Source organism: Sphingomonas sanxanigenens DSM 19645 = NX02 (assembly GCF_000512205.2).
In the GTDB taxonomy this organism is placed as follows: domain Bacteria; phylum Pseudomonadota; class Alphaproteobacteria; order Sphingomonadales; family Sphingomonadaceae; genus Sphingomonas_D; species Sphingomonas_D sanxanigenens.
Genome location: NZ_CP006644.1, coordinates 3,637,042 through 3,663,069, shown reverse-complemented (window position 1 = coordinate 3,663,069; position 26,028 = coordinate 3,637,042). Strand labels below are relative to the sequence as shown.

At 65.6% G+C, this 26,028-nt stretch carries 19 protein-coding genes, 1 tRNA gene, 1 pseudogene and 1 other annotated feature; of the genes and pseudogenes, 14 read left to right on the top strand and 7 right to left on the bottom strand.

Annotation, left to right across the window (positions count from 1 at the left end):
* The first annotated feature begins 343 nt into the window (after window positions 1-343).
* Window positions 344-1,357 (top strand): RNA 3'-terminal phosphate cyclase, encoded by a 1,014-nt coding sequence (rtcA, locus tag NX02_RS16685; RefSeq protein WP_025293345.1) that lies wholly within the window; start codon window positions 344-346, stop codon window positions 1,355-1,357.
* A gap of 204 nt (window positions 1,358-1,561) precedes the next feature.
* Here the strand turns inward: rtcA and NX02_RS16680 are convergent, their stop codons facing one another.
* On the bottom strand, window positions 1,562-2,500 hold the full coding sequence (locus NX02_RS16680) for a 5'-methylthioadenosine/S-adenosylhomocysteine nucleosidase (RefSeq protein ID WP_425424009.1): 939 nt from the start codon (window positions 2,498-2,500) through the stop codon (window positions 1,562-1,564).
* A 196-nt stretch (window positions 2,501-2,696) separates the two neighbouring features.
* On the opposite strand from NX02_RS16680, the gene NX02_RS16675 reads away from it, so the two are divergent.
* Both NX02_RS16675 and NX02_RS16670 read left to right on the top strand, forming a co-directional pair.
* On the top strand, window positions 2,697-3,797 hold the full coding sequence (locus NX02_RS16675; RefSeq protein WP_158014049.1) for a purine-nucleoside phosphorylase: 1,101 nt from the start codon (window positions 2,697-2,699) through the stop codon (window positions 3,795-3,797).
* A gap of 26 nt (window positions 3,798-3,823) precedes the next feature.
* Window positions 3,824-7,105: a TonB-dependent receptor gene (locus tag NX02_RS16670; RefSeq protein WP_025293342.1), complete on the top strand. Its 3,282-nt coding sequence runs from the start codon at window positions 3,824-3,826 to the stop codon at window positions 7,103-7,105.
* 40 nt (window positions 7,106-7,145) lie between these two features.
* Here the strand turns inward: NX02_RS16670 and NX02_RS16665 are convergent, their stop codons facing one another.
* Window positions 7,146-8,612 (bottom strand): NCS1 family nucleobase:cation symporter-1, encoded by a 1,467-nt coding sequence (locus NX02_RS16665; protein ID WP_025293341.1) that lies wholly within the window; start codon window positions 8,610-8,612, stop codon window positions 7,146-7,148.
* 277 nt (window positions 8,613-8,889) lie between these two features.
* Here NX02_RS16665 and lon point away from each other — a divergent pair, with 277 nt between their 5' ends.
* From lon to NX02_RS16650, 3 genes are all read left to right on the top strand, one after another.
* Window positions 8,890-11,295 (top strand): endopeptidase La, encoded by a 2,406-nt coding sequence (gene lon, locus NX02_RS16660; RefSeq protein WP_025293340.1) that lies wholly within the window; start codon window positions 8,890-8,892, stop codon window positions 11,293-11,295.
* 153 nt (window positions 11,296-11,448) lie between these two features.
* Window positions 11,449-11,721 carry an HU family DNA-binding protein gene (locus NX02_RS16655; RefSeq protein WP_025293339.1) on the top strand — a complete coding sequence of 91 codons (273 nt, stop codon included), beginning with the start codon at window positions 11,449-11,451 and terminating at the stop codon, window positions 11,719-11,721.
* A 124-nt stretch (window positions 11,722-11,845) separates the two neighbouring features.
* Window positions 11,846-11,920, top strand: a tRNA-Val gene (locus NX02_RS16650).
* Window positions 11,921-12,535: 615 nt separating this feature from the next.
* Here the strand turns inward: NX02_RS16650 and NX02_RS16640 are convergent.
* Together NX02_RS16640 and NX02_RS16635 are read right to left on the bottom strand one after the other, a co-directional pair.
* Window positions 12,536-12,936: pseudogene (locus tag NX02_RS16640) on the bottom strand (transposase); the annotation flags it as partial.
* Window positions 12,539-12,655, bottom strand: a sequence feature (AL1L pseudoknot). (Overlaps the previous pseudogene by 117 nt.)
* 54 nt (window positions 12,937-12,990) lie before the next feature.
* On the bottom strand, window positions 12,991-13,902 hold the full coding sequence (locus NX02_RS16635) for a LysR substrate-binding domain-containing protein (RefSeq protein ID WP_047099803.1): 912 nt from the start codon (window positions 13,900-13,902) through the stop codon (window positions 12,991-12,993).
* A gap of 97 nt (window positions 13,903-13,999) precedes the next feature.
* Between NX02_RS16635 and NX02_RS16630 the strand changes: the two genes are divergently transcribed.
* The 3 genes from NX02_RS16630 (at window position 14,000) to NX02_RS16620 (ending at window position 18,748) form a co-directional block, all read left to right on the top strand.
* The gene (locus tag NX02_RS16630; protein ID WP_025293334.1) at window positions 14,000-15,358 is read left to right on the top strand and encodes an aspartate aminotransferase family protein; all 1,359 of its coding nucleotides are present in this window, start codon (window positions 14,000-14,002) and stop codon (window positions 15,356-15,358) included.
* 108 nt (window positions 15,359-15,466) lie between these two features.
* Entirely contained in the window at window positions 15,467-17,305 is a 1,839-nt protein-coding gene (locus NX02_RS16625; RefSeq protein ID WP_084717853.1) for a DUF885 domain-containing protein, read from the top strand.
* A 33-nt stretch (window positions 17,306-17,338) separates the two neighbouring features.
* Complete coding sequence (locus tag NX02_RS16620) at window positions 17,339-18,748, top strand: amidohydrolase family protein (RefSeq protein WP_025293332.1); 1,410 nt, start codon at window positions 17,339-17,341, stop codon at window positions 18,746-18,748.
* A gap of 211 nt (window positions 18,749-18,959) precedes the next feature.
* Here NX02_RS16620 and NX02_RS16615 read toward each other — a convergent pair whose 3' ends face one another.
* The 3 genes from NX02_RS16615 to NX02_RS16605 form a co-directional block, all read right to left on the bottom strand.
* Window positions 18,960-19,244, bottom strand: a complete 285-nt coding sequence (locus NX02_RS16615) for a hypothetical protein (RefSeq protein WP_211258223.1) — start codon at window positions 19,242-19,244, stop codon at window positions 18,960-18,962.
* A 422-nt stretch (window positions 19,245-19,666) separates the two neighbouring features.
* Window positions 19,667-20,791: an enolase C-terminal domain-like protein gene (locus NX02_RS16610; protein WP_025293330.1), complete on the bottom strand. Its 1,125-nt coding sequence runs from the start codon at window positions 20,789-20,791 to the stop codon at window positions 19,667-19,669.
* Between the two features lie 58 nt (window positions 20,792-20,849).
* Window positions 20,850-21,581, bottom strand: a complete 732-nt coding sequence (locus NX02_RS16605) for a FadR/GntR family transcriptional regulator (protein WP_025293329.1) — start codon at window positions 21,579-21,581, stop codon at window positions 20,850-20,852.
* Window positions 21,582-21,732: 151 nt separating this feature from the next.
* On the opposite strand from NX02_RS16605, the gene NX02_RS16600 reads away from it, so the two are divergent.
* The 5 genes from NX02_RS16600 to NX02_RS16580 are packed head-to-tail and all read left to right on the top strand — an operon-like array spanning window position 21,733 to window position 26,022.
* Complete coding sequence (locus NX02_RS16600; RefSeq protein ID WP_342671260.1) at window positions 21,733-23,076, top strand: MFS transporter; 1,344 nt, start codon at window positions 21,733-21,735, stop codon at window positions 23,074-23,076.
* A complete protein-coding gene (locus tag NX02_RS16595; protein ID WP_025293327.1) occupies window positions 23,073-23,726 on the top strand; it encodes an RraA family protein in 654 nt (217 codons plus the stop codon). The genes NX02_RS16600 and NX02_RS16595 overlap by 4 nt, the downstream gene beginning before the upstream one ends.
* Window positions 23,723-24,049 (top strand): UxaA family hydrolase, encoded by a 327-nt coding sequence (locus NX02_RS16590; RefSeq protein ID WP_025293326.1) that lies wholly within the window; start codon window positions 23,723-23,725, stop codon window positions 24,047-24,049. The genes NX02_RS16595 and NX02_RS16590 overlap by 4 nt, the downstream gene beginning before the upstream one ends.
* Window positions 24,042-25,262, top strand: coding sequence for a UxaA family hydrolase (locus NX02_RS16585; RefSeq protein WP_211258222.1), 1,221 nt, complete (start codon window positions 24,042-24,044; stop codon window positions 25,260-25,262). The genes NX02_RS16590 and NX02_RS16585 overlap by 8 nt, the downstream gene beginning before the upstream one ends.
* Window positions 25,252-26,022, top strand: a complete 771-nt coding sequence (locus tag NX02_RS16580; protein ID WP_025293324.1) for an SDR family NAD(P)-dependent oxidoreductase — start codon at window positions 25,252-25,254, stop codon at window positions 26,020-26,022. The genes NX02_RS16585 and NX02_RS16580 overlap by 11 nt, the downstream gene beginning before the upstream one ends.
* The last annotated feature ends 6 nt before the right edge of the window (window positions 26,023-26,028 follow it).

Here is a 26,028-nt window from a genome sequence, read left to right as displayed (position 1 = left end):
CGCAAGCGGCCGTGGAGGTAAACGGGAAAAAGCGACATGCCGGGGGCATGCCGCCCCGTTTCACCGGTCGCGCAAGCGGCCGTGGAGGTAAACGGGAAAAAGCGGCATGCCGGGGGGCATGCCGCCCCGTTTCACCTAACCTTCCTCGCCCCGGGAGGGGAGAGGGTTGCGCAGACTTGGGTCCGCCGCTTGGCGGGCCCTGGTCGGAGCTGGGAGAGGGGAGAGCGGCGCTTTGCGCCGCGCGCGCCATAGGCGCGCTCCCCCGCTCCCAACTGCGCCTAGGCGCCTGCCGCGCCAAGGCTTCGTATCCCTCGCCCCCAGGGGCGAGGGCAGGGAAAATATCATGATCATCATCGACGGATCCGAAGGCGAGGGCGGTGGCCAGATTTTGCGCAATGCGTGTGCATTGTCGCTGATCACCGGCCAGCCCTTCCGGATCACCAACATCCGCGGCAAGCGCGAGAAGCCGGGGCTGATGCGGCAGCATCTGATGGCGGTGACCGCCGCCTGCACGATCGGCAACGCCAGCTGCGACGGGCTCGAACTCGGTTCGACCGCGATCGAGTTCCGGCCGGGTGCGATCCGCGGCGGCGACTATCGCTTCGCGGTGGGCAGCGCCGGGAGCACCGGGCTGGTGCTGCAGACCGTGCTGATGCCGCTGCTCGCGGCCGATGCGCCGTCGCGGCTGGTGCTGGAGGGCGGCACGCACAACATGGCGGCACCGCCGTTCGACTTCATCGAACGCTGCTTCCTGCCGGTGCTCGCGCGGATGGGCGCGACCGTCGGCGTGCGGCTCGTCCGCCACGGCTTCTATCCGCGCGGGGGTGGCGTGGTGGAGGTGGAGATCGTGCCCGCGCGGCTTCGCGCGGTCGCGTGCGTCGATCGCGGCGCGCTGGTTGCGGTATCGGCCACCGCCCTGTTCGCGGGTCTGCCGCACGGCATCGCCGAGCGCGAGCTGCGGGCCGCGCGGCCGCTGCTCGACTGGCCGGAGGCGGCGTTCGGCGTGCGCCAGCTGCCCGAGGAACAGGGGCCGGGCAATGCGCTGATGCTCGAGGCGCGGTTCGAACACGGCGCGGAGATCGTCACCGGCTTCGGCAAGCTCGGGCTTTCCGCGGAATCGCTTGCGAAGACGGCGGCGCAGCGGATGGCAGGATATCTGCGCGCGGATGCCTTTGCAGGGCCCTATCTGGCGGATCAGTTGCTGCTGCCGTTCGCGCTGGCGGGGGAGGGCGCGTTCACGACGGTGAAGCCGAGCCAGCACAGCCTGACCGCCGCCGACATCATCGCGCGGTTCACCGGCCGGCGCACCGTCTTCGCCTATCGCGCAGGTGGCGGCGTGCTAGTGGAGGTGCGTTGAGCAAAAAAAGGGCCAGCCCCGAAGGGCCGGCCTTGAAAGTTTATAGGAGAGGATGCCTGAAAGGCCTGCTCTATGTGGCTGATAGCGCTCTCAGTGGCAAATGCGCACTGATCGATTCTGAATGCGTAAATTGCAATCACTGCGTGTAAACTTTGCTCCCAGATGAACGGGAACCGTTTTCCGGGTGATGACGTTTGTTCCTTTTCACCGTGTTTGCTGCGCTTCGGCGGGCAAGGCGGCGACGAAGGTGCGCACCACCGACGCGCTGTTTTCCGCCGCGAGCGACATGAAAATCGTCATGCTGTTGGGCCCGGCATCGCCGCCGGCGAGGTCGGAGAGGCTGCGGAAGCCGATGAACGGGATGCGGTTGGCGTGCGCGACCTGCGCGACTGCCGCGGTCTCCATGTCGATCACCCGCGCATCATAGTTTTTGTGAAGATAGGTGCGGTAGGCGGCGTTGTCGACGAAGGCGGGGCTGCTGACGCCGGTGCCGCCGACGACGATGCGCGGCGTGCCGGGCAGGCAATGCGCGGCTGGCGCCGCGACGCAGCGCTTCAGCGCGACGGCGGGGGCGATGCGCGCGGCGATGGCGACCAGTTCGGGATCCGCGGCGAAGGCTTCGTAGCGGGTGGGATCGCTCCCCAGGCGAATGCCGCGCGGGAACATCATGCCGAAGGGCGGGCGATCGCTCGCCTCTGCCCCCGGCGACAGCAGGAAGCCGCTGGCGGTCTCGCGTGCCATCACCACTTCCAGATTCTGCGACCATAAAGCAGGCACCGCGACATCGCCCACCGCCAGCGCGGGGTCCGCACCACCGGCGATGCCCGAAAACACGATGCGGCTGACCGCGAAGCGATCGATCAGCATCTGCGCGTTCATCGCGGCGTTGACCATCGAGACCCCGCTTTCCATCAGCAGCACCGGCTTGCCCGCCATCGTGCCGGTGACGATCGCGACGCCGTTGACGTCGCGCTGCACCGGCTGCTCGATCAGCCCGATCAGCGACGCCCATTCGGGGGCAAAGGCGGAGATGATGGCGGTGCGCGGCGTCGTGTCCAAGGCTTCGCTCGCGGCATCGGCGGGGGCGGCGGCCAGCCCGCAGATCATCGTCAGCCACAGCGCGGCACGGCGCATCGTCTTCATCGTCATTCCCCTTTCATGCTGCGCCGCGTCATCGCGTCATGCGCCGCAGCATAATGAGGATGGCGCAGGAGAGCGCAACCCGGAATGGCGCAGCGATGGCGGGGCTTGCGGGCCGTTTCCATTGTGTTAGCGTCTGCGTCAACCTCCGGGGGGACAAGGGGGTTGGGAGAGGCCTCACAACAGGGCGGAGGCCGTATTGAAGCTTTTGGTTGGTGCCATGGGCTGCGCGTTGCTGGCGTGCGGACCGGTGCTCCCGGCGCAGGCGCAGAACGCGTCTGCGGACATGGTCGGCCGCGCTGTCGCGCCGATCGAGATCCGCACCGTCATCGTCACCGCGTTCGAGATCGGCGAGGATGTCGGCGATCGGGCGGGCGAATATCAGGCCTGGGCCGCGGTGATGCCCGAGGTGCTGCCGTTTCCCGCGGGTTTCCGCCATCTGCGCTACGATCCGGCGCGCAAGGCGCTGCTGCTGTCGACCGGTATCGGCACCAATCGCGCCGCGGCATCGACGATGGCGCTGGCACTCGACGCGCGGTTCGATCTCAGCCACGCCTATTGGCTGGTCGCCGCGATCGCCGGGGTCAATCCGGAGGTGGCTTCGGTGGGATCGGCGGCGTGGATTGGCGACGTCGTCGATACCGATTATGGCTATGCGGTCGACCCGCGCGAGGCGCCGGCGGGCTGGACGACCGGCATGTTTCCGCGCGACCGCAAGACGCCTTATGAAGCGCCGCGCGGCGACGCGCGCTACAATCTGTTCCCGCTCAACAAGGGGCTGCGCGACTGGGCGTTCGCGCTGACCAGCGGCATCAAGATACCGGATACGTCGGCGCTGCGCGAAATCCGCAGTGCCTATCGTCACCAGCCTGCGGCGCAGAAGCCGCCTTTCGTGCTGAAGGGGGCGGAGGCGAGCGGCCAGACCTTCTGGCACGGCAAGCTGCTCAACGACCATGTCGACAAATGGGTCGCCTACTGGACCGATGGCGGCGAACGCTTCGCGATGACGGCGATGGAGGATAGCGGCGTCGCCGGCGCGCTGGCGATGGCCGGGCGTCTCGGCCGCGTCGATCCCGAACGCCTGCTCGTGCTGCGCACCGGCAGCAATTACTCGGCGCCGCCGCCCGGTATCGGCGCGGCCGACAGCCTCGTTGCCGAATCCAGCGGGCTGTCGGCGCTGCAGGCGTCGCTCGACACCGCCTTCCTCATCGGCATGCCGGTGGTCGAGGCGATCGACAAGGATTGGGACAGATACAGGGGAACGCTGCCCGGCACGTCGCAAAGCCGGCCGGGCAAATAGCAAACGCGCAACAAAGGGGGTCTTTCATGCGCAATCTGCTTCTTACCACTGCCATCGTCGCCACGGCATCCGCGATTGCGGCGCCCGCTTATGCCCAGGAGACGACATCGTCGATCCGCGGCGTCGTCACCGCGGATGGCGTGGCCGTCGCCGGTGCCGCCGTCAGCATAACCCACGTGCCATCCGGCACGACCTCGAAGGTGACGACGGGGAGCGACGGCGGCTTCGCCGCGTCCGGCCTGCGCATCGGCGGACCGTTCACCGTCACCGTCGTGGCCGATGGCTATGCCGAGACCAAGGTCACCGACATCTCGCTGGTCGCCGGCCAGCCGCTGCGCCTGCCGATCGCGCTCGACAATTCGGGCGGCGACATCGTCGTCACTGCCGCGTCGAGCGGCGCGACCGAGATCTCGCCGGGGCCGTCGACGGTGCTCGACCGCGAGAAGATCGAGGGAGTCGCCTCGGTCGCGCGCGACATCCGCGACATCGTCCGCCGCGATCCCTTCGCGACGATCGATCCGGGGCAGAGCCGCGGCGTGATGATCGCCGGCCAGAACGCGCGTCTCAACAAATTCTCGGTCGACGGCCTGCGCTTCTCGGACAATTTCGGGCTCAATGTCGGCGGCCTGCCGACCGCGCGCGGCCCGGTACCGCTCGACGCGATCGAGCAGCTTTCGGTCAAGATCGCGCCCTATGACATTACCGAGGGTGACTTCCAGGGCGGTGCGATCAACCTCGTGCTGCGCTCCGGCGGCAACACATTCACCGGCTCCGCCTTCTTCACCTATACCGACGACAATCTGACCGGCAGCCGCACCAAGCCCGGCCTCACCAACCCCTCCGGCCGCGTCCGGCTGGATTTCGACAGCAAGAACTGGGGCGCCTTCCTCTCGGGCCCGATCATCAAGGACAAACTGTTCTTCGCCTTCTCCTACGAGCGGCTGGAAGAATCGCAGCCGACCTCGATCGGCGTCGGCGGTTTCGCCAATGTCGTGCCAAACCTCACCCAGGCGCAGATCGACAATATCGGTTCGATCGCCAATTCGGTCTATGATTATGACACCGGCGGCGTCTTCGCTTCCACCAAGGAGACCGACGAGAAATATACCGCCAAGATCGACTGGAACGTGGTGGACGGTCACCGCCTGTCGATGACCTATATCCACAACGAGGGGACGGTCGGCGCGGTCTCGGGCTTTTCCTCCACCAATGTCGGTTCGCCCGCATTGACGCTGAGTTCGAACAATTATCTGCGGCCGGAAACCGTGGATTCCTTCGTCGGCCAGCTCAATTCGGACTGGTCGGACAATTTCCATACCGAGATCCGCGGCAATTATCGCAAATATGATCTGGTGCCGGTGCCGTTCGGCGAGTTTCCGTTCAGCGAGTTCTCGGTCTGCCTCGATCCCTCGTCGACGACGCAGCAGAACGGCCTGCCCAACACCAATGCGATCGCCTGCTCCGTGGGCAGTACCACCGCCGGCCCGGCCGCGTCGCGCCTGTTCTTCGGGCCCGATCGCTTCCGCCACTTCAACTTCGTGCGCACCAAGCAATATGGCGCCGACATCGCCGTGCGCTGGGAATATGGCGATATCTCCGCCAAGCTGACCGCCGCGTGGAGCCATCTCGACGTCGCCAACGCCTTCACCCAGAACGCGCTCGGCACCTATTATTTCGACTCCGTCGCGGACCTGCAGAACCGCCGCGCCAGCACGCTGACCCTGGCCGGATCGATCACCGGCGACCTCAACGACGTGCTCGCCAGCTTCAAATATGACCAGTACACTTTCGGCGCGCAGGCGAACTGGGACCCAAGCGCCGATTTCAGTGCGACGATCGGCGTGCGCGCCGACACCTATGACATGAATGAGGGGCCGCCGCTCAACCGCTTCTTCCTCGAGCGTTACGGCTTCGCCAACACCCACGTGATCAGCGGCAAGCTGATCGTGCAGCCCCGCGCCTCCTTCACCTGGACGCCGACGCCCGAATTGCGGGTGCGTGGCGGCATCGGCCTGTTCGGCGGGGGATCGCCCGACGTGTTCCTGGGCAACAGCTTCTCGGTCGCGGGCGTGTTCGGCAATTCGATCACGATCAACCGCAATCTCGACGGCAGCTGCAGCCTCCCGACCGCGGCGATCTGCGATGCGGCGCTGAACAATGTCGACGGGCGCACTTTCAACCCGCTTGTCACCGACTATCTCGCCAACAACACCGGATCGCTCGCGCTGGCGAACGTCAATGCGATGGATCCCGACTTCAAGCTGCAGTCGACCTGGAAGACCAGCCTGTCGGTGGACTATGCCCCCGACACGCGCTTCCTCGGCGGCGGCTGGAATGTCGGTGGCGATGTCTATTACGGCTTCGTCAACAATGCGCCGATCTATTATGATCTGCGCCTTCGCCAGATCGGCACGACGCCCGACGGGCGGCCGCGCTATGCCTCGACAACCGCTGGCGCCAACACCGATCTGTTCCTGACCAATGTCGACAAGGGTCATTCGCTGGTCGCAGTCGCGCGCATCGACAAGGCGTGGGACTGGGGCCTGTCGGTCGGCGGCAGCTTCACCTTCCAGGACGTGACCGATGTCAGCGCGATGAACGGTACCACCGCCTCGGGCACCTATGGCCAGAACGCCATGGTCGATCCCAATGTTGCGGCCTATGGCACCTCGATCTACGAGATCCGCAACAGCTGGAAATTCTACGTCGATTTCGACAAGGCCTTTTTCGGCGACTACAAGACGCGCTTCAGCCTGTTCGGCGAACTGCGCTCGGGCATTCCGTACAGCCTGACGATGAACGATCCGACCCTGCTCGCCGGGCACAGCTCGGTGTTCGGCACCGCTGGCAATGCCAATCGCTACCTGCTCTATGTGCCGCAGACCAACGACCCGCTCGTGACCTACGACGCGCCGGGCACGAAGGCGGCGCTGGACGCCTTCATCGCCGCGAACGGTCTCGAGAAATATCGTGGCTCGATCCTGCCGAAGAACAGCCAGCGGGCGCCCAACTGGTTCAAGATCGACGTCCATGTCGATCAGGAGGTGCCGGTGCCGCTCGTGCGCGGCGCGCGCTTCAAGCTGTTCGCGGACATCGAGAATGTGCTGAACCTGATCGACAAGGATTGGGGCGCGCTGCGGCAGGTGGCGTTCCCCTATCTTACGCAGGTGGTGAACGTGGCCTGCGTGCCGGGCGGCGGCAATCCGTGCGCGCAATACCGCTATTCGGGCTTCTCCAACCCGGCGGTCGATAATCAGGCACGCTTCTCGCTGTGGGGGCTGCGCATCGGCGCGAAGGTGGAGTTCTGAAGGCGAGGGCGCGGCAGGAGCACCATGCCCCTGCCGCGGCTCAGCCGGCGCGTCGCATCATCGCGGTATAGCTCAGCATCGCCAGCAGCAGCCCGGTAAACCAGGCATAGGCATAGATCGCCGTCCACCCGCCGCCGATCCAGCCGAAGCTGCCCGGCATCGCGGTGGCGAGGAAGCCTGGCAGGTTCGGCAGCACGCCGAGCGCGAAGGCGATGACCGCCGCCGGGTTCCAGCCGCCGCGATAGGCGTAGCGGCCGGTGCCGCGATAAAGGTCGTCGACCACCAGCGCTCCGCGCCGGACCAGCCAATAGTCGGCGATGAGGATGCCGGCGATCGGCCCGAGCAACGCACCATAGCCGGTCAGCCAGACGAAGATGTAGCCGCCGGTCGTCGCCAGCAGCTTCCAGGGCATGATCAGCACGCCGATCGCCGCGGTGATGAAGCCGCCGAGCCGGTAGGAGATGCGCGCCGGCGCCAGCGACGAGAAATCATAGGCCGAACAGACCAGGTTGGCGGCGATGTTGCACGAGATCGTGTCGATGCTGATCACGATCAGCCCCAGCAGCACGAACGGCCCGGCAAGCCGTCCCGACAATTCCACCGGATCCCACACCGCGCTGCCATAGATGACGACGGTGGCCGAGGTGGTGATGACGCTGGCGAGCGCGATCAACCCCATCGTCGGCGGCAGTCCGAGCGCCTGGCCGATCATCTGGTCGCGCTGGGTGCGTGCGAAGCGGGTGAAGTCCGGGATGTTGAGCGCCAGCGTGCCCCAGAAGCCGATCATCGCGGTAAGCGATGGCCAGAACACCATCCAGAACTGGCCGGCCCGCGGGCCGCCCGCCGCGAATTGCGATGGCGCTGCGAAGATCGGGCCGAGGCCGCCCGCGGCATCCACCGCCCACCAGACCAGCGCGCCGCAGATCAGGATCTTGAACGGTGCCGTCCAGGTCTCCAGCCGCCGGATCGTCGTCAGCCCCTTGGTGACGAAGACGAGTTGCAGTGCCCAGAAGGCGAGGAAGGCGAGCAGTTGGCCGATGCCGATATCGAGGAAGGCCAGCGGCGCCCCCTTCAGGTCGGCGCCGACGAAGATGCCGAGCAGGGTCAGCAGCGCCTCTCCGCCGATCCAGGTCTGGATGCCGTACCAGCCGCAGGCGACGAGCGCGCGGGCCAGTGCCGGCAGCCGCGCGCCGCGCGTCCCGAAAGAGGCCCGCGCGAGCACCGCGTAGGGAACCCCATAGCGCGCGCCGGCGTGGCCGATCAGCAGCAGCGGCACGAGGATCACGACATTGCCGAGCAGCACGGTGAGCGCCGCCTGTGCGGCGGACATGCCCTGTTCGATCAGGCCTGCGGCCAGCATCCAACTCGGCACCGCGACGATCATGCCGATCCAGAGCGCCGCGAAATGATACCAGCGCCAGGTGCGCTCGGCCGCGCCGGTGGGCGCGAGATCGGGGTTCCACAGCCCCGGCTCTACCCCGTCTTCGAATGAAACCCGCTGCGCCATCGCCGCATTCCCCCTTCGCCGCGGCGGATGCCTGCGGCGTTGCGCCCGCGCCTGTCGGCATCCTTCTCCCCTTTGCGCAGTGTGGCGCGCTGGCAAAAGGCGTCAACCGGCTTGTCGTTACGGATACGGTTCGTTTTCGCGACGCCGTTGGGCGGGGACGGATCACAAATGGATGCATCGCTATGCAGGTATTTTAAGCAGGAATTGATGGATTGCACCGCCACACCATATAAGGTGCGTGGGGCGCCGCCTTCCGGGGTGCCCGTTCGGAGTGCAGATGACCCAGAGTTTTCCTGTTCTGCCGTTGCGCGACATCGTCGTGTTTCCGCAGATGATCGTCCCGTTGTTCGTCGGTCGCGACAAATCCGTCGCCGCGCTCGAGAGCGCGATGACGGCGAACAAGGAGATCTTCCTGGTCGCGCAGCTCGATCCGTCGGAAGACGATCCTGGCCGCGAAGACCTGTACGATATGGGCGTGATCGCCACCGTACTGCAGCTTCTGAAGTTGCCGGACGGCACCGTGCGCGTGCTCGTCGAAGGGCGCCAGCGTGCCACGCTCGAGGCGCTGGATGGCGCCGGCGAGCATTTGAACGGCAGCGTCGCCATCATCGACGAGCAGGAAGCGCATGGCGCCGAGGCGTCGGCGCTGATGCGCTCGGTGATCGACCAGTTCGAGAATTACGCCAAGCTGAACAAGAAGCTGCCCGCCGAGACCGCGGGGCAGCTCGGCGAGATCGACAGCGCCGCGCGGCTCGCCGATGCGGTGGCCGCCAATCTCTCGATCAAGGTCAGCGACAAGCAGGCGCTGCTGATCGAGCGCGATCCGGCGCGCCGTCTGGAGATGGTGTTCGCCTTCATGGAAGGCGAACTGGGCGTGCTCCAGGTCGAGAAGAAGATCCGCAGCCGCGTCAAGCGCCAGATGGAGAAGACGCAGCGCGAATATTATCTCAACGAGCAGCTCAAGGCGATCCAGCGCGAGCTGGGCAATGAGGGCGAGGAAGGCGAGGGCGACGAGATCGCCGAGCTCACCGCGAAGATCGCCAAGCTCAAGCTCAGCAAGGAAGCGCAGGCCAAGGCCACCGCCGAGCTCAAGAAGCTCAAGACGATGGCGCCGATGTCCGCCGAGGCGACGGTGGTGCGCAACTATCTGGATGTGCTGCTGGGCCTCCCCTGGGGCAAGAAGTCCAAGCTGAAGAAGGACATTCCGGCTGCCGAGGCGATCCTCAACGAGGATCATTACGCGCTCGACAAGGTCAAGGACCGGATCGTCGAATATCTCGCGGTGCAGGCGCGCACCAACAAGCTCAAGGGGCCGATCCTGTGCCTCGTCGGCCCTCCGGGCGTCGGCAAGACCTCGCTCGGCCGCTCGATCGCCAAGGCGTGCGGGCGCGAGTTCGTGCGCCAGTCGCTGGGCGGCGTCCGCGACGAGGCCGAGATCCGCGGCCACAGGCGGACCTATATCGGCTCGCTGCCGGGCAAGATCGTGTCGAACCTCAAGAAGGCCGGCACCAGCAATCCGCTGTTCCTGCTCGACGAGATCGACAAGCTCGGCCAGGATTTCCGCGGCGATCCGGCATCGGCGCTGCTCGAGGTGCTCGACCCGGAACAGAACAGCAAGTTCCAGGATCATTATCTGGAGGTCGATTACGACCTGTCGGACGTGATGTTCGTGACCACAGCGAACTCGCTGAACCTGCCGCAGCCGCTGCTCGACCGCATGGAGATCATCCGGCTCGAGGGCTATACCGAGGATGAGAAGGTCGAGATCGCCAAGCGACACCTGCTGCCGAAGCAGGTAGAGGCGCACGGCCTGAAGGATAGCGAGTTCATCCTGACCGACGAGGGTCTGCGCGCGCTCATCCAGTTCTACACCCGCGAGGCCGGCGTTCGCACGCTGGAGCGCGAGATCGCGAAGCTGGCCCGCAAGGCGCTGCGCCGCATTCTCGAGGGCAAGGCGGAGAGCGTGACGGTGACGCCGGACAATCTCTCCGAGTTCGCCGGCATCCGTAAGTTCCGTCACGGCCTGGGCGAGGAGGAGCATCAGATCGGTGCCGTCACCGGCCTGGCCTGGACCGAGGTGGGCGGCGAGCTGCTGACGATCGAGTCGGTGACGGTGCCCGGCAAGGGCGGCGTCTCGACGACCGGCAAGCTGGGCGACGTAATGAAGGAGTCGGTGCAGGCCGCCTATTCCTTCGTGAAGGCGCGCAGCCCCAGCTATGGCGTCAAGCCCAGCGTGTTCGGCCGCAAGGATATCCACATCCATCTGCCCGAGGGCGCGGTGCCCAAGGACGGCCCTTCGGCCGGCATCGGCATCGTCACGTCGATAATCTCCACGCTCACCGGCATCCCGGTGCGGCGCGAGGTGGCGATGACGGGCGAGGTGACGCTGCGCGGTCGCGTGCTGCCGATCGGCGGTCTGAAGGAAAAGCTGCTCGCGGCGCTGCGCGGCGGCATCGAGACCGTGCTGATCCCGATCGAGAACGAGAAGGATCTGGTGGAAATCCCCGCGAACATCCGCGAGGGTCTGAAGATCGTACCGGTGAAGCATGTCGACGAGGTTTTGCGCCTCGCGCTGACCCAACCGCTCGATCCGATCGTGTGGACCGAGGCCGATGAACTGGCGGCGCTGCCGCCCGCCGGAATCGCCCCGGCACCGACCGATGGAGATGCGGTGAAGCATTGATTGCGGTTGCGCGGCACACGTCTTCGAACTGACGCATTTTGGTCATTTCGGGCCGCTTTATCCTTTACAGGCCGGCGTTCAGCCTCCTTACTGCGCGCCGGCTTGAAGCCTGATTCCTGAATAAGGTCGTTCATTCAAAGGGGTTCACGGGGCATGAACAAGCAAGAGCTCATCGGCGCGGTCGCTGACGTGTCGGGTCTCAGCAAGAGTGACGCGAGCAAGGCTGTCGAAGCGGTTTTCGAATCGATCGGCAGCGCGCTGAAGAAGGGCGACGAGGTTCGTCTCGTGGGATTCGGCACCTTCTCGGTTTCCAAACGCAAGGCCTCCACCGGCCGCAATCCGCGTACGGGCGAGACGATGACGATCAAGGCGTCCAGCCAGCCGAAGTTCAAGGCCGGCAAGGGCCTGAAGGATCTGGTCAACTGATCCTTTCCGCTGCCGGTTCGCCCGGCGGCATGCCCCGTTAAAAGAAGGGGTAGACAGACCGGCGGCAGCAGCTTATGCGCCGCCTTCCTGTTTCCGGAGAACCTTCGGATACATGTCGTGGTGAGGGCGCGTAGCTCAGTGGTAGAGCACTGTGTTCACACCGCAGGGGTCGCTGGTTCAATCCCAGCCGCGCCCACCACGAGAAATCAAGCCGGGAAGTGACGAACTTCCCGGCTTTTTTCGTGGATTGCTGGCTTCGCTGCGAGGATGGTCGGCCGCGTCGATCGATGCAAGGCTGCCGCCTTGCGCGCTCAGACTGCGGTAGAAGGCGGCCGAGGGACGCTTTTCGAGGTCGGCGATGATGCCGTCGGTGGCGGCCGCGGCCGCGTCACCGCCGGCCAGCCTTTGGTCGAGCGCTGCATTCGGTTTGGCGGGTGCGCCGCGTCGGGAGATAGAGATGTCCTCCCCGGCGGAGCGTGGACGGATATGGCCTGATCCGTCCGCTCTGTAACCGTGGCGCTGAGTGACCGCGGGTCAGAAGCGGAGGGCTTCATCGGTTCATCCTGTGATCATTCCCGCGCACCCCTGCCGAACTGCGCTGAAAGACAGCGCTGCGCTATACGGCCTTCGGCTTCGGACCTCGTTTCCTGGGTTTGAGTTGCAGCCCGGTTCTCGCCTCCATGTCGTCGAGCCATTCCGGTGACCCAATGGGACGACCGACAGTCTCTGCCTTGCGAAGCGCGGCGTAGCTGATGGCGTCGTCGAATGGCTGTTCGAGAAATGCGGCGAAGTTGCCGACGCGGGCCAGTGCCGGGGATGGGGCGATCGGCAGAACCCGGCAGATCGGCTCGACCCCATACTCGTCACGATGGTCGTCAATGAAGGCGGTCATCGCTTGAACGGGCGGTCGAGCTCCGCCTGGGCAAAATATGCGGAAGCCTTGCGCAGGATCTCGTTGGCCTGGCGCAGCTCACGGTTCTCGCGCTCCAGCGCCTTGAGGCGGTCAGCCAACTCGGTGGGAACGCCGGCGCGCTTGCCGCTGTTCACCTCGGTCTTCTTTACCCATTCCAGCAGCGTGTGCCCCGAACAGCCGATCTTCTCTGCAATGGATGTGATCGCCGCCCAGCGGGACGGATGGTCGGCTTCGTGGTCCAGCACCATGCGGACTGCCCGCTCGCGAACCTCCGGTGCAAACTTGTTCGTCGTCTTGCTCATCGTAGACCCTTCCTCTCAGGAGTTAGGGCCTCCGGCAAACCCGGGGCGGTTCACTTAGAATAGCCGTGCCATTCGTTCCAGCGTCTGCCCCGCCTGGATTGAAACCCAGTCCATGAACGACATGGTCGTCTCCGACACGTCGAGCCCGGATTTGCTAAGCATGTAGAATTGGTTGCTGGCTGGCGCCCGTTGGGGAGATAGCGGCTGCAGCTTGCCCTGCGCGATCAGATCAGAGAGTAATGAGGTGTGGCCGATCATGAAGCCGCGGCCGTTGAGCGTGGCTTCCACGCTCATCGAATAGAGCGAGAAGGTCTGCGTCATGATGCTGGCGGGGCGCGCGCAACCAGTGTGGCGCAGCCAGTCGTCGAAGTCACTCGGCCAATATGTATCGAGCATCAGCGGCACGCCTTCGGGCAGGCCATCGGGGTTCAGTTCGGCGGTCTCGATCAGCGACGGCGCGGCGACCGGCACGAGCTCGTCGGTAAGGATCTCGACATGGTCGCAGCCGAAGAAGGGCGGCTTGCCATAGCGGATCGCGACATCGAAATTGGAGGTGCGCAGATCGATAACGGTGGCGTCCGCCCAGATTTCCACCGTTGCGCTGGCATGCCGGCGGTGGAAATCGTCCATGCGTGGACCGAGCCAGAGCTGCGCGAGCGCGGGCAAGATGGTGACGCGCACCGACTTGACGGTTTCAGCGGAGATTACCTCGCGCGTCGCCACGGTGAGCTGTTCGAGTGGCAGGAGCACGCGCTGTGCATAGCGCTTGCCCGCCTCCGTCAGGCTCACGCCCCGCGCATGGCGCTGAAACAGGCTGACGCCGAGAAACGCCTCGAGCGCCTTGATCCGTTGGCTGACCGCACCGGGAGTGACCCGCAATTCGAGCGCGGCCAGGGCGAAGCTCTCAGTGGTCGCCGTCGCCGCGAACACCCGGAGCCAATCGAGGTTGGGAAGTTCTCTTTGCATGAGAAGATATCTGCCTCAGCCTGAAGATTACTCCGTTGCGCCTCGCCATCCTCTGCTCCTCTAATGTCCCAAGAGTTGGCTTGGAGAGCATATTCCGATGCAAGGCGACGGCAAGTTCGATTCCCTGACCGCCAATAGTTTTTCTGATGGTGCCCGTTTCTCCGTCGAGGATTTGTCGCGCAATCTGATCCGCTACGGCGCACCCTTCCTGCCTTGTCTGATCGAGCGCGTGGCAGGCAGCTATGTCTATGACGAGCGCGGTCGCGCGATGCTGGACTTCACCTCCGGCCAGATGAGCGCGATCCTCGGTCACAATCATCCCGAGATCGTCGCGACGATGAAGGCGGCGGCGAGCGAGCCCGTGCACCTCTTCTCGGGCCTCCTCACCCGGTCGGTCGTGCAATTGGCCGAGGTGCTGGCGGACCTGCTCGGGCCGAAGCTCAGCAAGGCGATTCTGCTCAGTACCGGCGCGGAATCGAACGAGGCGGCGATCCGGCTCGCCAAGCTTTATACCGGCGGTTACGAGATCCTGGCGTTCGACCTCGCCTGGCACGGCATGACCGGCGCTGCCTTCCCGACCACCTTCTCGGCCAAGCGCCGCGGCTATGGGCCACCGATTCCGGGCGTGATGGCGCTGCCCACGCCCTACGTCTACCGCCGGCCGGACTGGGCGGGCGACACATTCGAACTCGACATGCTCGACTACGCGTTCGCGTTGATCGATCGCCAGAGCGTCGGCGCGCTTGCCGCGGTCATCGTCGAACCGATCCTGAGTTCGGGTGGCATGATCGAGCCGCCGCCGGGCTATCTCATCCGCCTGCACGAGAAATGCCGGGAACGCGGCATGCTGCTGATCGCCGACGAGGCGCAGACCGGTCTCGGCCGTACCGGCAGGATGTTCGCGTGCGAGCATCACGGGATCACGCCCGACATCATGACCTTGTCGAAGACGCTGGGGGCCGGCCTGCCGCTCGCGGCGACGATCACCTCGCCCGAGATCGAGCAATTCTGCCACGATCGCAATTTCCTGTTCTACACCACCCACGTCTCCGATCCCTTCCCGGCACGGATCGGCCTGAAGGCGATCGAGATCATCCTGCGCGACCAGATGACGAGCCGCGCGGCGGAAAAGGGCGCGCATCTCAACCGCGGCCTGCTGGAACTGCAGGAACGGCACGAATGCATCGGCGACGTGCGCGGCCGCGGGCTGTTCGCGGGGATCGAGTTCGTCAAGGACCGCGTGACCAAGGCGCCGGCCGTCAGATTCGGTGCAGCCGTCTCGCGGCGCTGCTTCGAACTGGGGCTCAACATCAACATAGTCCAGCTTCCCGGCATGGGCGGCGTGATGCGGATGGCGCCGCCGCTGACCATCTCGCACGCGGAACTCGACAAGGGCGTAGCCATCATCGACGAGGCGATCACCGACTGTCTCGCCGCGGGCCTGCTCGCAAACTGACACCTGCCTCCGCGTCGGCCCGGCTTTCGGAGCCGGCGGCGCGGGGGTGAGGATAGCGCATCGCGTTCGGATGGCCTCGATCGCTCCAACCTCAAGGAAGATTTACGCATGAACAGAAGAGAAGCGATGTTCGTCGGGGTCGGGGCGGCCGCCGCGTCGATGGCCTTGCCGACCGCGCTGGCGGCCCCCGCCGCGCCGTCTCAGGACGCGGAACGGGCGCGGATCAATGCCTGGTTCGATGCCAGATACCGGGAGCAGCTCGCTTTCAGCCCGATTTCCCGTTCCTATCAGGGCGACAAGACCGACTATGACAAGATCGACGATCTGAGCGAGGAGGCCGCGGACCGGCAGCTCGATTGGCAACGCCGGTCGGTGGAGCAGCTCAAGGCCGGCTTCGATCGCGCGGTGCTGCCGGTCGATGCGCAACTCTCCTACGATCTGTGGATCTATCAATATGAGGAGGCCGCGGCGGCGGCGAAGTTTCGCCGCAACGTCTATTTGTTCGACCAACTGTTCGGGTCGCACACGCGGCTGCCGCAATTTCTCATGTCGATCCACAAGGTCGACGAGCCGGCCGACATCGATGCCTATATCGCGCGGATCGGCGGGATCGCGCGCGCCGAACTGCAATTGCTGGAGATCGCGAAGCGCAACGCCGCGGCGGGATCGCGCGTGCCGCGCTTCGCCTATGCGGCGATGATCCCGCAGGCGCGGGCGCTCATCACCGGCGCGCCGTTCACCACCGAGGGCAAGAGCGCGGTCTGGACGGATGTCGAGACCAAGATCGACGGGCTGGTCAAGGCCGGCAAGATCGATGGCGCGAAGGCGGACGCCTATCGCACCGCCGCCGCCAAGGCGCTGACCGAAAGCTGGCAGCCCGCCTATGAGGCACTCATCGCCTGGTTCGAATCCGAACTGCCCAAGGCGGATGCCGTCGCCACCGGCGTCGGCAAGAACCCGAACGGCCAAGCTTATTATGCGATGATGCTGGCGAGTTCGACCACCACCGATCTGACCGCGGATCAGGTGCACCAGATCGGGCTCGACGAGGTCAAGCGCATCAGGGGGGAGATGGAGGCGATCAAGCAGAAGGTCGGCTTCACCGGTACGCTGCAGCAATTCTTCACCTTCATGCGCGAAGACGATCGCTTCTATTATCCGAACACGGATGCGGGCCGGCAGGCCTATATCGACGCGGCAACCGCGCACATCGCCTTCATGAAGACGAAGCTGCCCGACTATTTCGGCATCCTGCCCAAGGCGGACGTCGTGGTGAAGCGGGTCGAATCCTATCGCGAGGTGCCGGGCGGCGCGCAGCATTATCTGATGTCGTCGCCCGATGGATCTCGTCCGGGCGTGTTCTACGCGCATCTGGCGGACATGCGGGCGATGCCGATCCCGCAGCTCGAGGTGATCGCCTATCATGAGGCGCTGCCCGGCCACCACATGAACTTCGCGATCGCGCAGGAACTCACCGATATCCCGAATTTCCGTCGGTTCCTCTACATAAATGCGTTTCAGGAAGGGTGGGGGCTCTATACCGAGCGGTTCGGCAAGGAAGTGGGCGCGTACAAGGATCCCTATTCTGACTTCGGGCGGCTGACGACCGAGATCTGGCGGGCGATCCGCCTCGTCGTCGATACAGGCCTGCACGCCAAGGGCTGGACCGAGGAAGAGGCGGTTGCCTATTTCACCGAGAATTCGCCGGCGGCGGCGAACCAGATCCGCTCCGAAGTGCAGCGCTATATCGTGATGCCGGGGCAGGCGACCGGCTACAAGATCGGCATGATCCGCATTCTCGCGCTACGCCGCAAAGCGGAGGCGGTGCTGGGCGATCGCTTCGACATCCGGGGCTTTCACGACACGATCCTGGGGCAGGGACAGATGCCGCTCGACCTGCTGGAGCGCCGCGTCGACCAGTGGATCGCCGTTCGCAAGGCGGGCTGACGCCACGATAACCGAACAGAGGGGAAGGAACAGATGATCGCACGGATATCCCGGCTGCTGCTCGCCACCGCGCTGGTGGCGACACCGGCGCTCGCGCAGGATGGCGGACCCGAGGCGCGGCCGCTGCACAAGCGTGATGCCTGGCTGCCGCAATCGGTGCCGACCTCGGACGATGTGCTGCGCATTCCCGTGCCGGCGGATCATAACGCGCCGAAGGGCGCGTTCGTGCTGGTGGGCGGGCGGTTGTTCGACGGCACCGGCGCGCCGGCACGGCCAGCGACGGTGGTGGTGCAGGGCAAGATCATCGTCGCGGTGCTCAAGCCTGGCGAGCGCAACTGGCCGCAGGACGCCACCGTTTATGACGTCACCGGCAAGACGGTGATGCCGGGGCTGATCGACCTGCACACGCATCTGACCTATCTCGACCTCGGCGACCTCACCAGCCTGTTCTCCAAGGGCGACACCAGCGGCGCGGAATCGGCGATGCGCGGGCTGCGCCGCATGGCGATCCACCTGCAATCCGGCGTCACCAGTGTGCGCGACGTCGCCTCGCATGGCGACGGGCCGTTCCTGCTCAAGCGGCTGCAGGCGACGGGTGAGATCCAGGGGCCACGCATCTTCGCGGCCGGGCAGTTGATCACCCAGACCGGTGGCCATGCCGCGGCGCTGGCCAACGACAACAATCCCAATGCGATGGCGCGCACCGTCCACGGCCCCGATGCATGGCGGGAGGCGGTGCGCATCCAGTTCGCGCAGGGCGCCGACCTGATCAAGCTGGCCAGCGAATATTCGCAGGAAGAGGTCACCGCCGCGGTGGACGAGGCGCATTCACTGGGCCTTCCGGTAACGGTGGATGCGGAGACCCAATATATCGACATGGCAATCAAGGCGGGGGTGGATTCGATCGAGCATCCGCTGCCGCGCAGCGACACCGCGGTGGCATTGATGGTCAAGCGCGGCATCGCCTCGGTACCCACGCTCATTCCCTATCGCCTCATCTCGCGCACGTCGGGCGGCTATTTCGGCTCTACCTCGCGTCGCTTCGAGCTCAACGAGGCGACGATCATGGCGATGGCGCGCAAGATGCGCCGCGCGGGGGTGAAGATGGGGATCGGGCTCGACCTGATCGTCAACTGGCCGGATTTCATGCCCGGTGCCTATATCAACGAACTGCAGAGCTTCACCGAGCTCGGCTTCACCAAGGCCGAAGCTCTGGTCGCGGCGACGCGTACCGGCGCCGAGATCCTGCGGATGGGCGACCGGCTCGGCACGATCGAGGCTGGAAAGCTGGCCGACATCATCGTCGTGGATGGCAATCCCGACGAGGATCTGGCGGCGCTGCGCAAGGTGCGCACCGCCTTCGTCAACGGCCGGCTGATGCTTCAGGACGGCCGCATCTACAAGCCGGCGCATGAGGAAGTGCCGCTGCCCGAGGCGAAGTGAACGGCGCGGGCCGATCGAGACGCACCATCCGCAGCGGCGATGGCGGGCATCTGCTCAGCATCGGCGCGGTTCGAGTGTCGCAACCCAAACCTATCCGAAGATCACCGATGGCCACCCGCAAAGCTGACCGGCTGCTACAGCGCTGTTCGCAAGCGCGCAGCCGGTCAGCTTCGCTACCGACGAGCTACACCACCACCCGGGACACGATCGGCTATCTCCGCCCGCACTCACGCCGGTCAGGATCGCGCGCGCAGCGCTGCAAGCGGGCCCGCTCCGCCATGATCTGCCCGTCTTTGGCGAGTTGGGACAGCATGCGGGTCTCTTCGAGCGATTCGAGTTTCTTGGTATCGCGCCGGCGCTGCTGATCGAGCATGCAATCGGTGTAGGCAGGCGTGCCGTATTGCGCGCCGAAGCTTTCGCAGGTGCGCGCGTCCTCCCGACGCTTCTCACCCTTGCTCGCCGCGTTTGCCGCGCATCCCGCAAAGCTCAAGCTCATCAGGGCGACAACGCCTGCGGGCAACAGGGCGGCACGTTTACTCGAGAATATATGCTGCATCATATCTATTGATCGCTTCCAAATCGGTTTGATGGTCCGGCAGCGATTCGAATGGCTCGCTTTGCGCCCGACGACCTTGCATGTCCCAACACAGCCGATGAAGATTGCGCGAACATGGCGTGACCGATGGAAGGCGGCCAATACCCGCCGAGCCGATGCCGCTCGTCGGCTTTTCCGGCATCGTGGAGCGGGATTCTTCAGCGAATGGCTCTTGTCGATGGGCGCGGCGCCCGGTCAGCGCTCTGGTCCCGATGGGCCGTCGGATCTGTTATAGGCTACTCCGATGCTGCCAGACGCCGAGAGCATGCCCGTCTCGGTGCGAGAACATGCGACAGAAAGCGCGCATCGGGGGCGAGCGGAGATCAGGCGCTGAAGCGCCGGTGCGAGACGCAGTTCGCATCGACCAGATCCCAGTCGATATCGATGCCGAGCCCGGGGCCTTCGGGCACATGAATGTTGCCGTCCGCGTCCATCAGATCGCGCAGGCTCTGTTTCATCGGGATCTGGAAGCTGTCTTCCGGCACGAACAGTTCGAAATATTCCGAGTTGCGGACCGCGCAGGCGACGTGGAGGTTGGCGACGTCCATCGGTCCCATCGTCGTGGTGTGCAGTTCGCAATTGATGCCATGCGCCTCGGCAAGGTGGCAGACCTTGAGCGTGCCGGTGATCCCGCCCTTCCACGACACGTCGGCGCGGACCATGTCCAGCGCGTCGGCCTTGATCGCCTGTGCCACGCCCCACGGGCCGCCCCGTGTCGTTTCCGTGCCGACGATCGGGATATCGACCGCGGCGGCGAGCTTGGCGTATTTGTCCAGCTCATAATCGCGGAACGGTTCCTCGAACCAGTAATAATCCAGTTCCTCGAGATGGCGCGCGACCCGGATCGCTTCGGGCAGCGTATATTCGGCAACAGGATCGGTCATCAGCACCATCTCCGGCCCGACCGCCGCGCGCACTGCGGCATGGATCTCCATGTCGATCCGGCTCGGGCCGCAGGGGTGGACCTTGTACGCCTTGAAGCCGCGCTCCTTGTAGTGCAGCGCCTCGCGCACATAATCGTCGACGGCAGGCAGCCAGAGGCTGCTGGCATAGACCGGCTGGCTGGTGCGATAGCTGCCCAGATAGCGGTGCAGCGGCAGCCCCGCGGTGCGCGCCGCCGCGTCCCACAACGCGACGTCGATGGGCCCCGGCAGGAAGACCGGGAAGAAGGCGCCGTGGCGGTCGATGTTCCAGAAATCGTGCCAGATCTTCTCGCGATCATGGATGCTGCGCCCGAGGATGACGGGTGCGATCACATCGGCGAGATAGGCGTCGGTCACGGCACCCGATCGCGCTGCCCAGAAGGTTGCGATCCCCTCGATCCCGTCCGACGTGGTGATGCGACCGACGCCATAGCTCCACGGCATCGGCGCGGCACCTTCGCGCTCCTCGTCGAACAGCCCCTTGGGACGACGGCAGATCCAGGTCTCGAACGTCTCGACGCGCACATCATTCTCCTCTAAACCTGTATTACAGGATAAGAGGCCGACAAAAGCAGGGCAAGCGCTATGTTTCTGCCCTGCCCAACCTCGGTGCCAGGATAGCGGCCAGCGCGTCGTCGAAATGCTGCGCCATCGCCGATGCCGCGCCGGAGGGATTGCGCGCGCCGACCTCGCGCACGATCGCTTCATGCAGATCCTGAACATGCTTCAGTTCGGGCGTGGCCGCCCAACGCTCGATGCCGGCGAGCATCGACGCCTCGATGAGCTGGCGGAGCGCCTCGATGAGCAGCGGGTAGAGCGGATTGGCGGTTGCGCGTGCCAGCGTCTTGTGGAGCTGGAGATCGAGGTGCGAATAGCGCGGGCCGTCGGCAAGGCAGTCCGCCATCTCGTCCACGATCGCGCGCAGTTCGACGACATCCGTATCGCTGCGCCGCTCGGCCGCGAGCGCGACCATCGCGATCTCGATGCCGCGCCGCATCTCCAGAATGTCCTGCGTTTCGGCCTGGCCGATCAACACCGCATTGCCCAGCACCCGCGACAGCATCTCGCCATCGACCGGCACGATCGTCGCGCGCTTGCCGACCGCGAGCTCGACCAGCCCCGTCGCCGCCAAAGTGCGCATTGCTTCGCGCACGACGGGGCGGCTGACCCCCAGCGTGACGCTGATGGTGGTCTCGCTCGGCAGGCGCGCGCCAGGGCGCAATTGCTCGCTCGCGACATGGTCACGCAGATAGTCGATGACCTGCTCGACCAGGCCGGCAGCCTTCCCGCCAGCTTCGATGCCGCCTTCTTCCACCCGCGTCTCCTTTCGCGACGCTGGTCTAACGACGATACGCGCCGGCGGGCAAGCCGCGTTGGCCGCAGCAACAAAAAGCCACTTGCGCCGTGGCTCGCGGTACTGATAGTAACCTGTCTTACAGGATCTAACATCCGCGGCAGACGGATCGATGTGGAAGCGAGGGGAAATGATCTCGGTTCAGCCTTCGGCGAGCGCAATCAGTTCTGCAGTACCGGCCGGGCGCTATCGCTGGCTGGTCTGCGGATTGCTCTTCGCGTCCACGACGATCTGTTACATGGATCGCCAGATATTCGGATTGCTCAAGCCCGTACTCGATGGTGAGCTCGGCTGGTCGGAGACCGACTATGGCGACATCGTCGCGGTCTTTTCGCTGCTTTATGCCTGTGGCTATCTGTTCGGCGGACGGCTGATGGATTGGATCGGCGTGCGGCGCGGGCTGACCATCGCGGTGGCGGGGTGGAGCATCAGCGCAGCGCTGCACGGGCTGATGGCGAGCGTGATCGGGTTCAAGATCGCGCGCGGCGCGCTGGGCTTGAGCGAGGGCGGCAATTTTCCGGCGTCGATCAAGGCCGTGCGCGAATGGTTTCCGCCGCGCGAACGCGCGCTGGCGACCGGGCTGTTCAACGCGGGGAGCAATGTCGGCGCCATCGTCACCCCGATCAGCCTGCCCTTCATCGTCGCCGCCTTCGGCTGGCGCGTCGCCTTCCTGATCGCCGGCGCGCTGGGGCTGCTCTGGCTGGCCGCCTGGCTGCGCTTCTACGAACGGCCCGAACGCCAGAAGCGCCTCTCCGCCGAGGAGCTTGCCTATATCCGTGCCGGGGAAACGCCGGCCACGGTGGCGCGCCCGCGCTGGATCGCGCTGTTCCGCTACCGCGGCACGTGGGCCTATGCGCTGGGCATGCTGCTCACCAGCCCGGTCTGGTGGTTCTACCTCAACTGGGTGCCCGGTTTCCTCCATCAGCGCTTCGGCATCGACATGATGGCCTCGATCGCGCCGCTGGTGACGATCTATCTGATCGCCGACATCGGCAGCATCGCCGGTGGCTGGATTTCGTCGCGGCTGATCGGGGGCGGCATGCCCGTGCTACGCGCGCGCATCGTGGCGATGCTGTGCATGGCATCCTGCACGGTGCCCGTCGCGCTCGTTTCCGGCGCCGCGTCGATGTGGCCCGCGGTGCTGCTGATCGCGCTCGCCGCCGCAGGGCATCAGGGGTTGTCCGCCAATCTCTACACGATCGTCTCGGACACCGTTCCCGCCACCGCCGTCAGCTCGGTGATCGGCATCGGCGGCTTTGCCGCCGGGGTGATGGGGATGTTCGTCGCGATGGCGATCGGGCGCATCCTCGATGCCACCGGCGGCAACTACATGCTGCTCTTCATCGGTGCCGCGACCGCCTATCCGCTGGCGGTGCTGCTGATGGCGCTCATCCTGCGCGGGCCGCGCCCGCCCGCCGCGCATTCGAACCCGACCATGATGATGGAGCCGCAATGAACGACCGCGACCTTTTCGACCTGTTCCGGGCGGAACTCTACACCCCCGTCGTGGGCGACATTCTCGACACGCTGGGATGCTATCACCAGTTCCTGCCGCAGCCGATCCAGCCGATCCGCACCGAGATGAAGCTGGTCGGCCGCGCGATGCCGGTGCTGATGATCGACGTCTACGGCGAACAGGCCGAGCCCTTCGGGAAGCTGACCGAAGCACTCGACCAGATGGAGCCCGGCGAGATTTATCTCGCCAGCGGCGGCGCGATGCGCTGTGCCTATTGGGGCGAGATCCTGACCGCGACGGCCCGGATGCGCGGCGCCAATGGCGCGGTGGTCAACGGCTATCACCGCGATACGCCGCAGGTGCTCGATCAGGATTGGCCGGTGTTCAGCCGCGGCCGCTTCGCGCAGGATTCGGGCGTGCGGACCAAGGTGGTCGATTATCGCTGCCGCATCGAGGTGGGGCCGGTGACGGTGCAGCCGGGCGATCTGGTGTTCGGCGATCTCGACGGCGTGATCGTGATCCCGCGGCAGCATGAGGCCGAGGTGGTCGAGCGCTCCCTGGAAAAGGTGCGCGGCGAAAAGCTCGTCCGCAAGGAGATCGAAGGCGGCATGTCGAGCACCGCCGCCTTCGCGAAATATGGCATCCTGTGACGATCGCGTTCCGCATCCATGCGGCCGACAATGTCGCGACCATGCTCGACGATGCCGCCGCCGGCGACACTGTTGCGCTGCGGGGTGACGCAGGCGAGGCCATCAGTGCGCTCGAGGCGATCGCGCATGGCCACAAGATCGCGCTTGCCGCCGTCGCCGCAGGCGATGCGGTGGTGAAGTTCGGCATCCCGATCGGTCGCGCCAGCACCGCCATCGCCGCCGGCAGTTGGGTGCATCTCCACAACTGCAAAAGCGGTTTCGACGAGCGCTCGGGCGGGTTCGACGCGGTGACGGGGGCCGCCAAGGACATGGCCTATGATTGAACCGTTCGACCGGGAATGGACGGGCTGGCTGCGGCCCGACGGACGCAAGGGCGTGCGCAACCTCGTGCTGGTGATCTACACCGTCCAGTGCGCGGCGCATGTCGCCCACGCCATCGCGGCGGGCGAAGAGGATGTGCAGGTGATCGGCTTTCCCGGTTGCTACGACAATCAATATGCGATCCGGCTGGTGCTGTCGCTCGCCCGGCACCCCAATGTCGGTGCGGTGCTCTCGGTGGGGCTGGGCTGCGAATATACCCAGCCGGCGCGGATCGCCGAGGCGGTGGAGAAAAGCGGGCGACCTGCGGACGCGTTCTTCATTCAGGAGGTCGGCGGCACACGTTCATCGACGAGCAGGGGCAAGGCGATCGTCCGCGCCCTGCGCGCGCGGATCCATGCGGAGACGCCGCGCGTGCCGATGGGCTTCGCCGACCTGACACTGGGTGCCGAATGCGGCGGGTCGGACGGCACGAGCGGGCTGGTCGGCAATCCGGTGGTGGGACGGCTGTTCGATCGCGTCGTCGACGCCGGCGGCTCGGCGATCTGCGAGGAGATCGTCGAGATGATCGGGCTGGAGGAGATCATCCTCGCCCGCGCCGTCGACGATCGTGCCCGCGCCGAACTCAAGGCCGCCTATGACAAGGCCGAGCATTATTGTCGCGACGTCCGGCAATATTCGGTGTCGCCGGGCAATTTCGCCGGCGGACTGACGACGATCGAGGAGAAGAGCATGGGTGCCTTCGCCAAGAGCGGATCGCGCCCGATCCAGGGCGTGATCAAGGTGGGGGAAACCCCGCCCTGGCCGGGCATGTGGATCATGGATTCGGTGCCCGATCCCCATTTCATGCAGTTCGGCTACACCAACCCCAACGACACCGAGGGGATCATGGACCTGATCTCCGGCGGCAGCCAGATCGTGCTGTTCGTCACCGGGCGCGGCAGCGTGATCGGATCGCCGGTCTCGCCGCTGATCAAGGTGACGGGCAACAGCCGCACCTATGCCCGCATGATCGAGGACATGGATTTCGACGCCGGCCGCGTGCTCGCCGGCGAGATGACATTGGATCGATGCGCCGACGAACTCGGCGCGATGGTCGCCGACGTGGCGTCGGGAACGCCGAGCAAGCCCGAGGAACTGGGCCACAGGGAGTATCTCGTGATGTACAAGCATCAGGACGCGCCGGATCTCGAGCGGGGGTGCCGCAGTGCCGCTTGATCCCACGCAGGCATTCCGGCTGGAGGGCGAGGTCGCCCTCATCACCGGCGGCGGTTCGGGGCTGGGCCTCGGCATGGCGCGGGCGCTGCACGCCGCGGGTGCCGAGGTGGTTCTGGTCGGCCGACGCGCCGCGCTGGTGCAGGCCGCCGCCGAAGAACTGGGCGCGGGCGCGCATTGGGAAACCGCGGACGTCACCGCCTTCGATACGCTGCCGACGCTGGTCGAGCGGGTCATCGCGAAGACCGGCAAGGTCTCGATCCTGCTCAACAATGCCGGGATCAACTTCAAGAAGCTCGCGGTCGATACCGAGGTCGAGGAATTCTCGACCATGCTCGACACGCATGTCCTCGCCGCGCACGCGCTGACCCGCGCGGTGCTGCCCGGCATGCTGACGGCGGGGCACGGCAGCATATTGTTCACCGCGTCGATGACCTCGATCATCGGCATGCCGGGGGTGATCGCCTACTCGGCGGCCAAATCCGCCTATCTCGGCATGGTGCGCGCGCTGTCGGTCGAGGTGGCGGGGCAGGGGGTACGCGTCAACGCCATCGCCCCCGGCTGGATCGAATCGCCGATGCTCCGCAAGGCGCTCGACGGCGATCCGGCGCGCTCCAACCGCATCCTCCAGCGCACGCCGATGAACCGCTTCGGCGAGCCCGAGGATATCGGGCTGGCCGCAGTCTACCTCTGCTCGCCCGCCGCCAAGTTCATCACCGGTGTCCTGCTGCCCGTCGACGGCGGCGCCTCCCAGGGATTCTGAAACGAC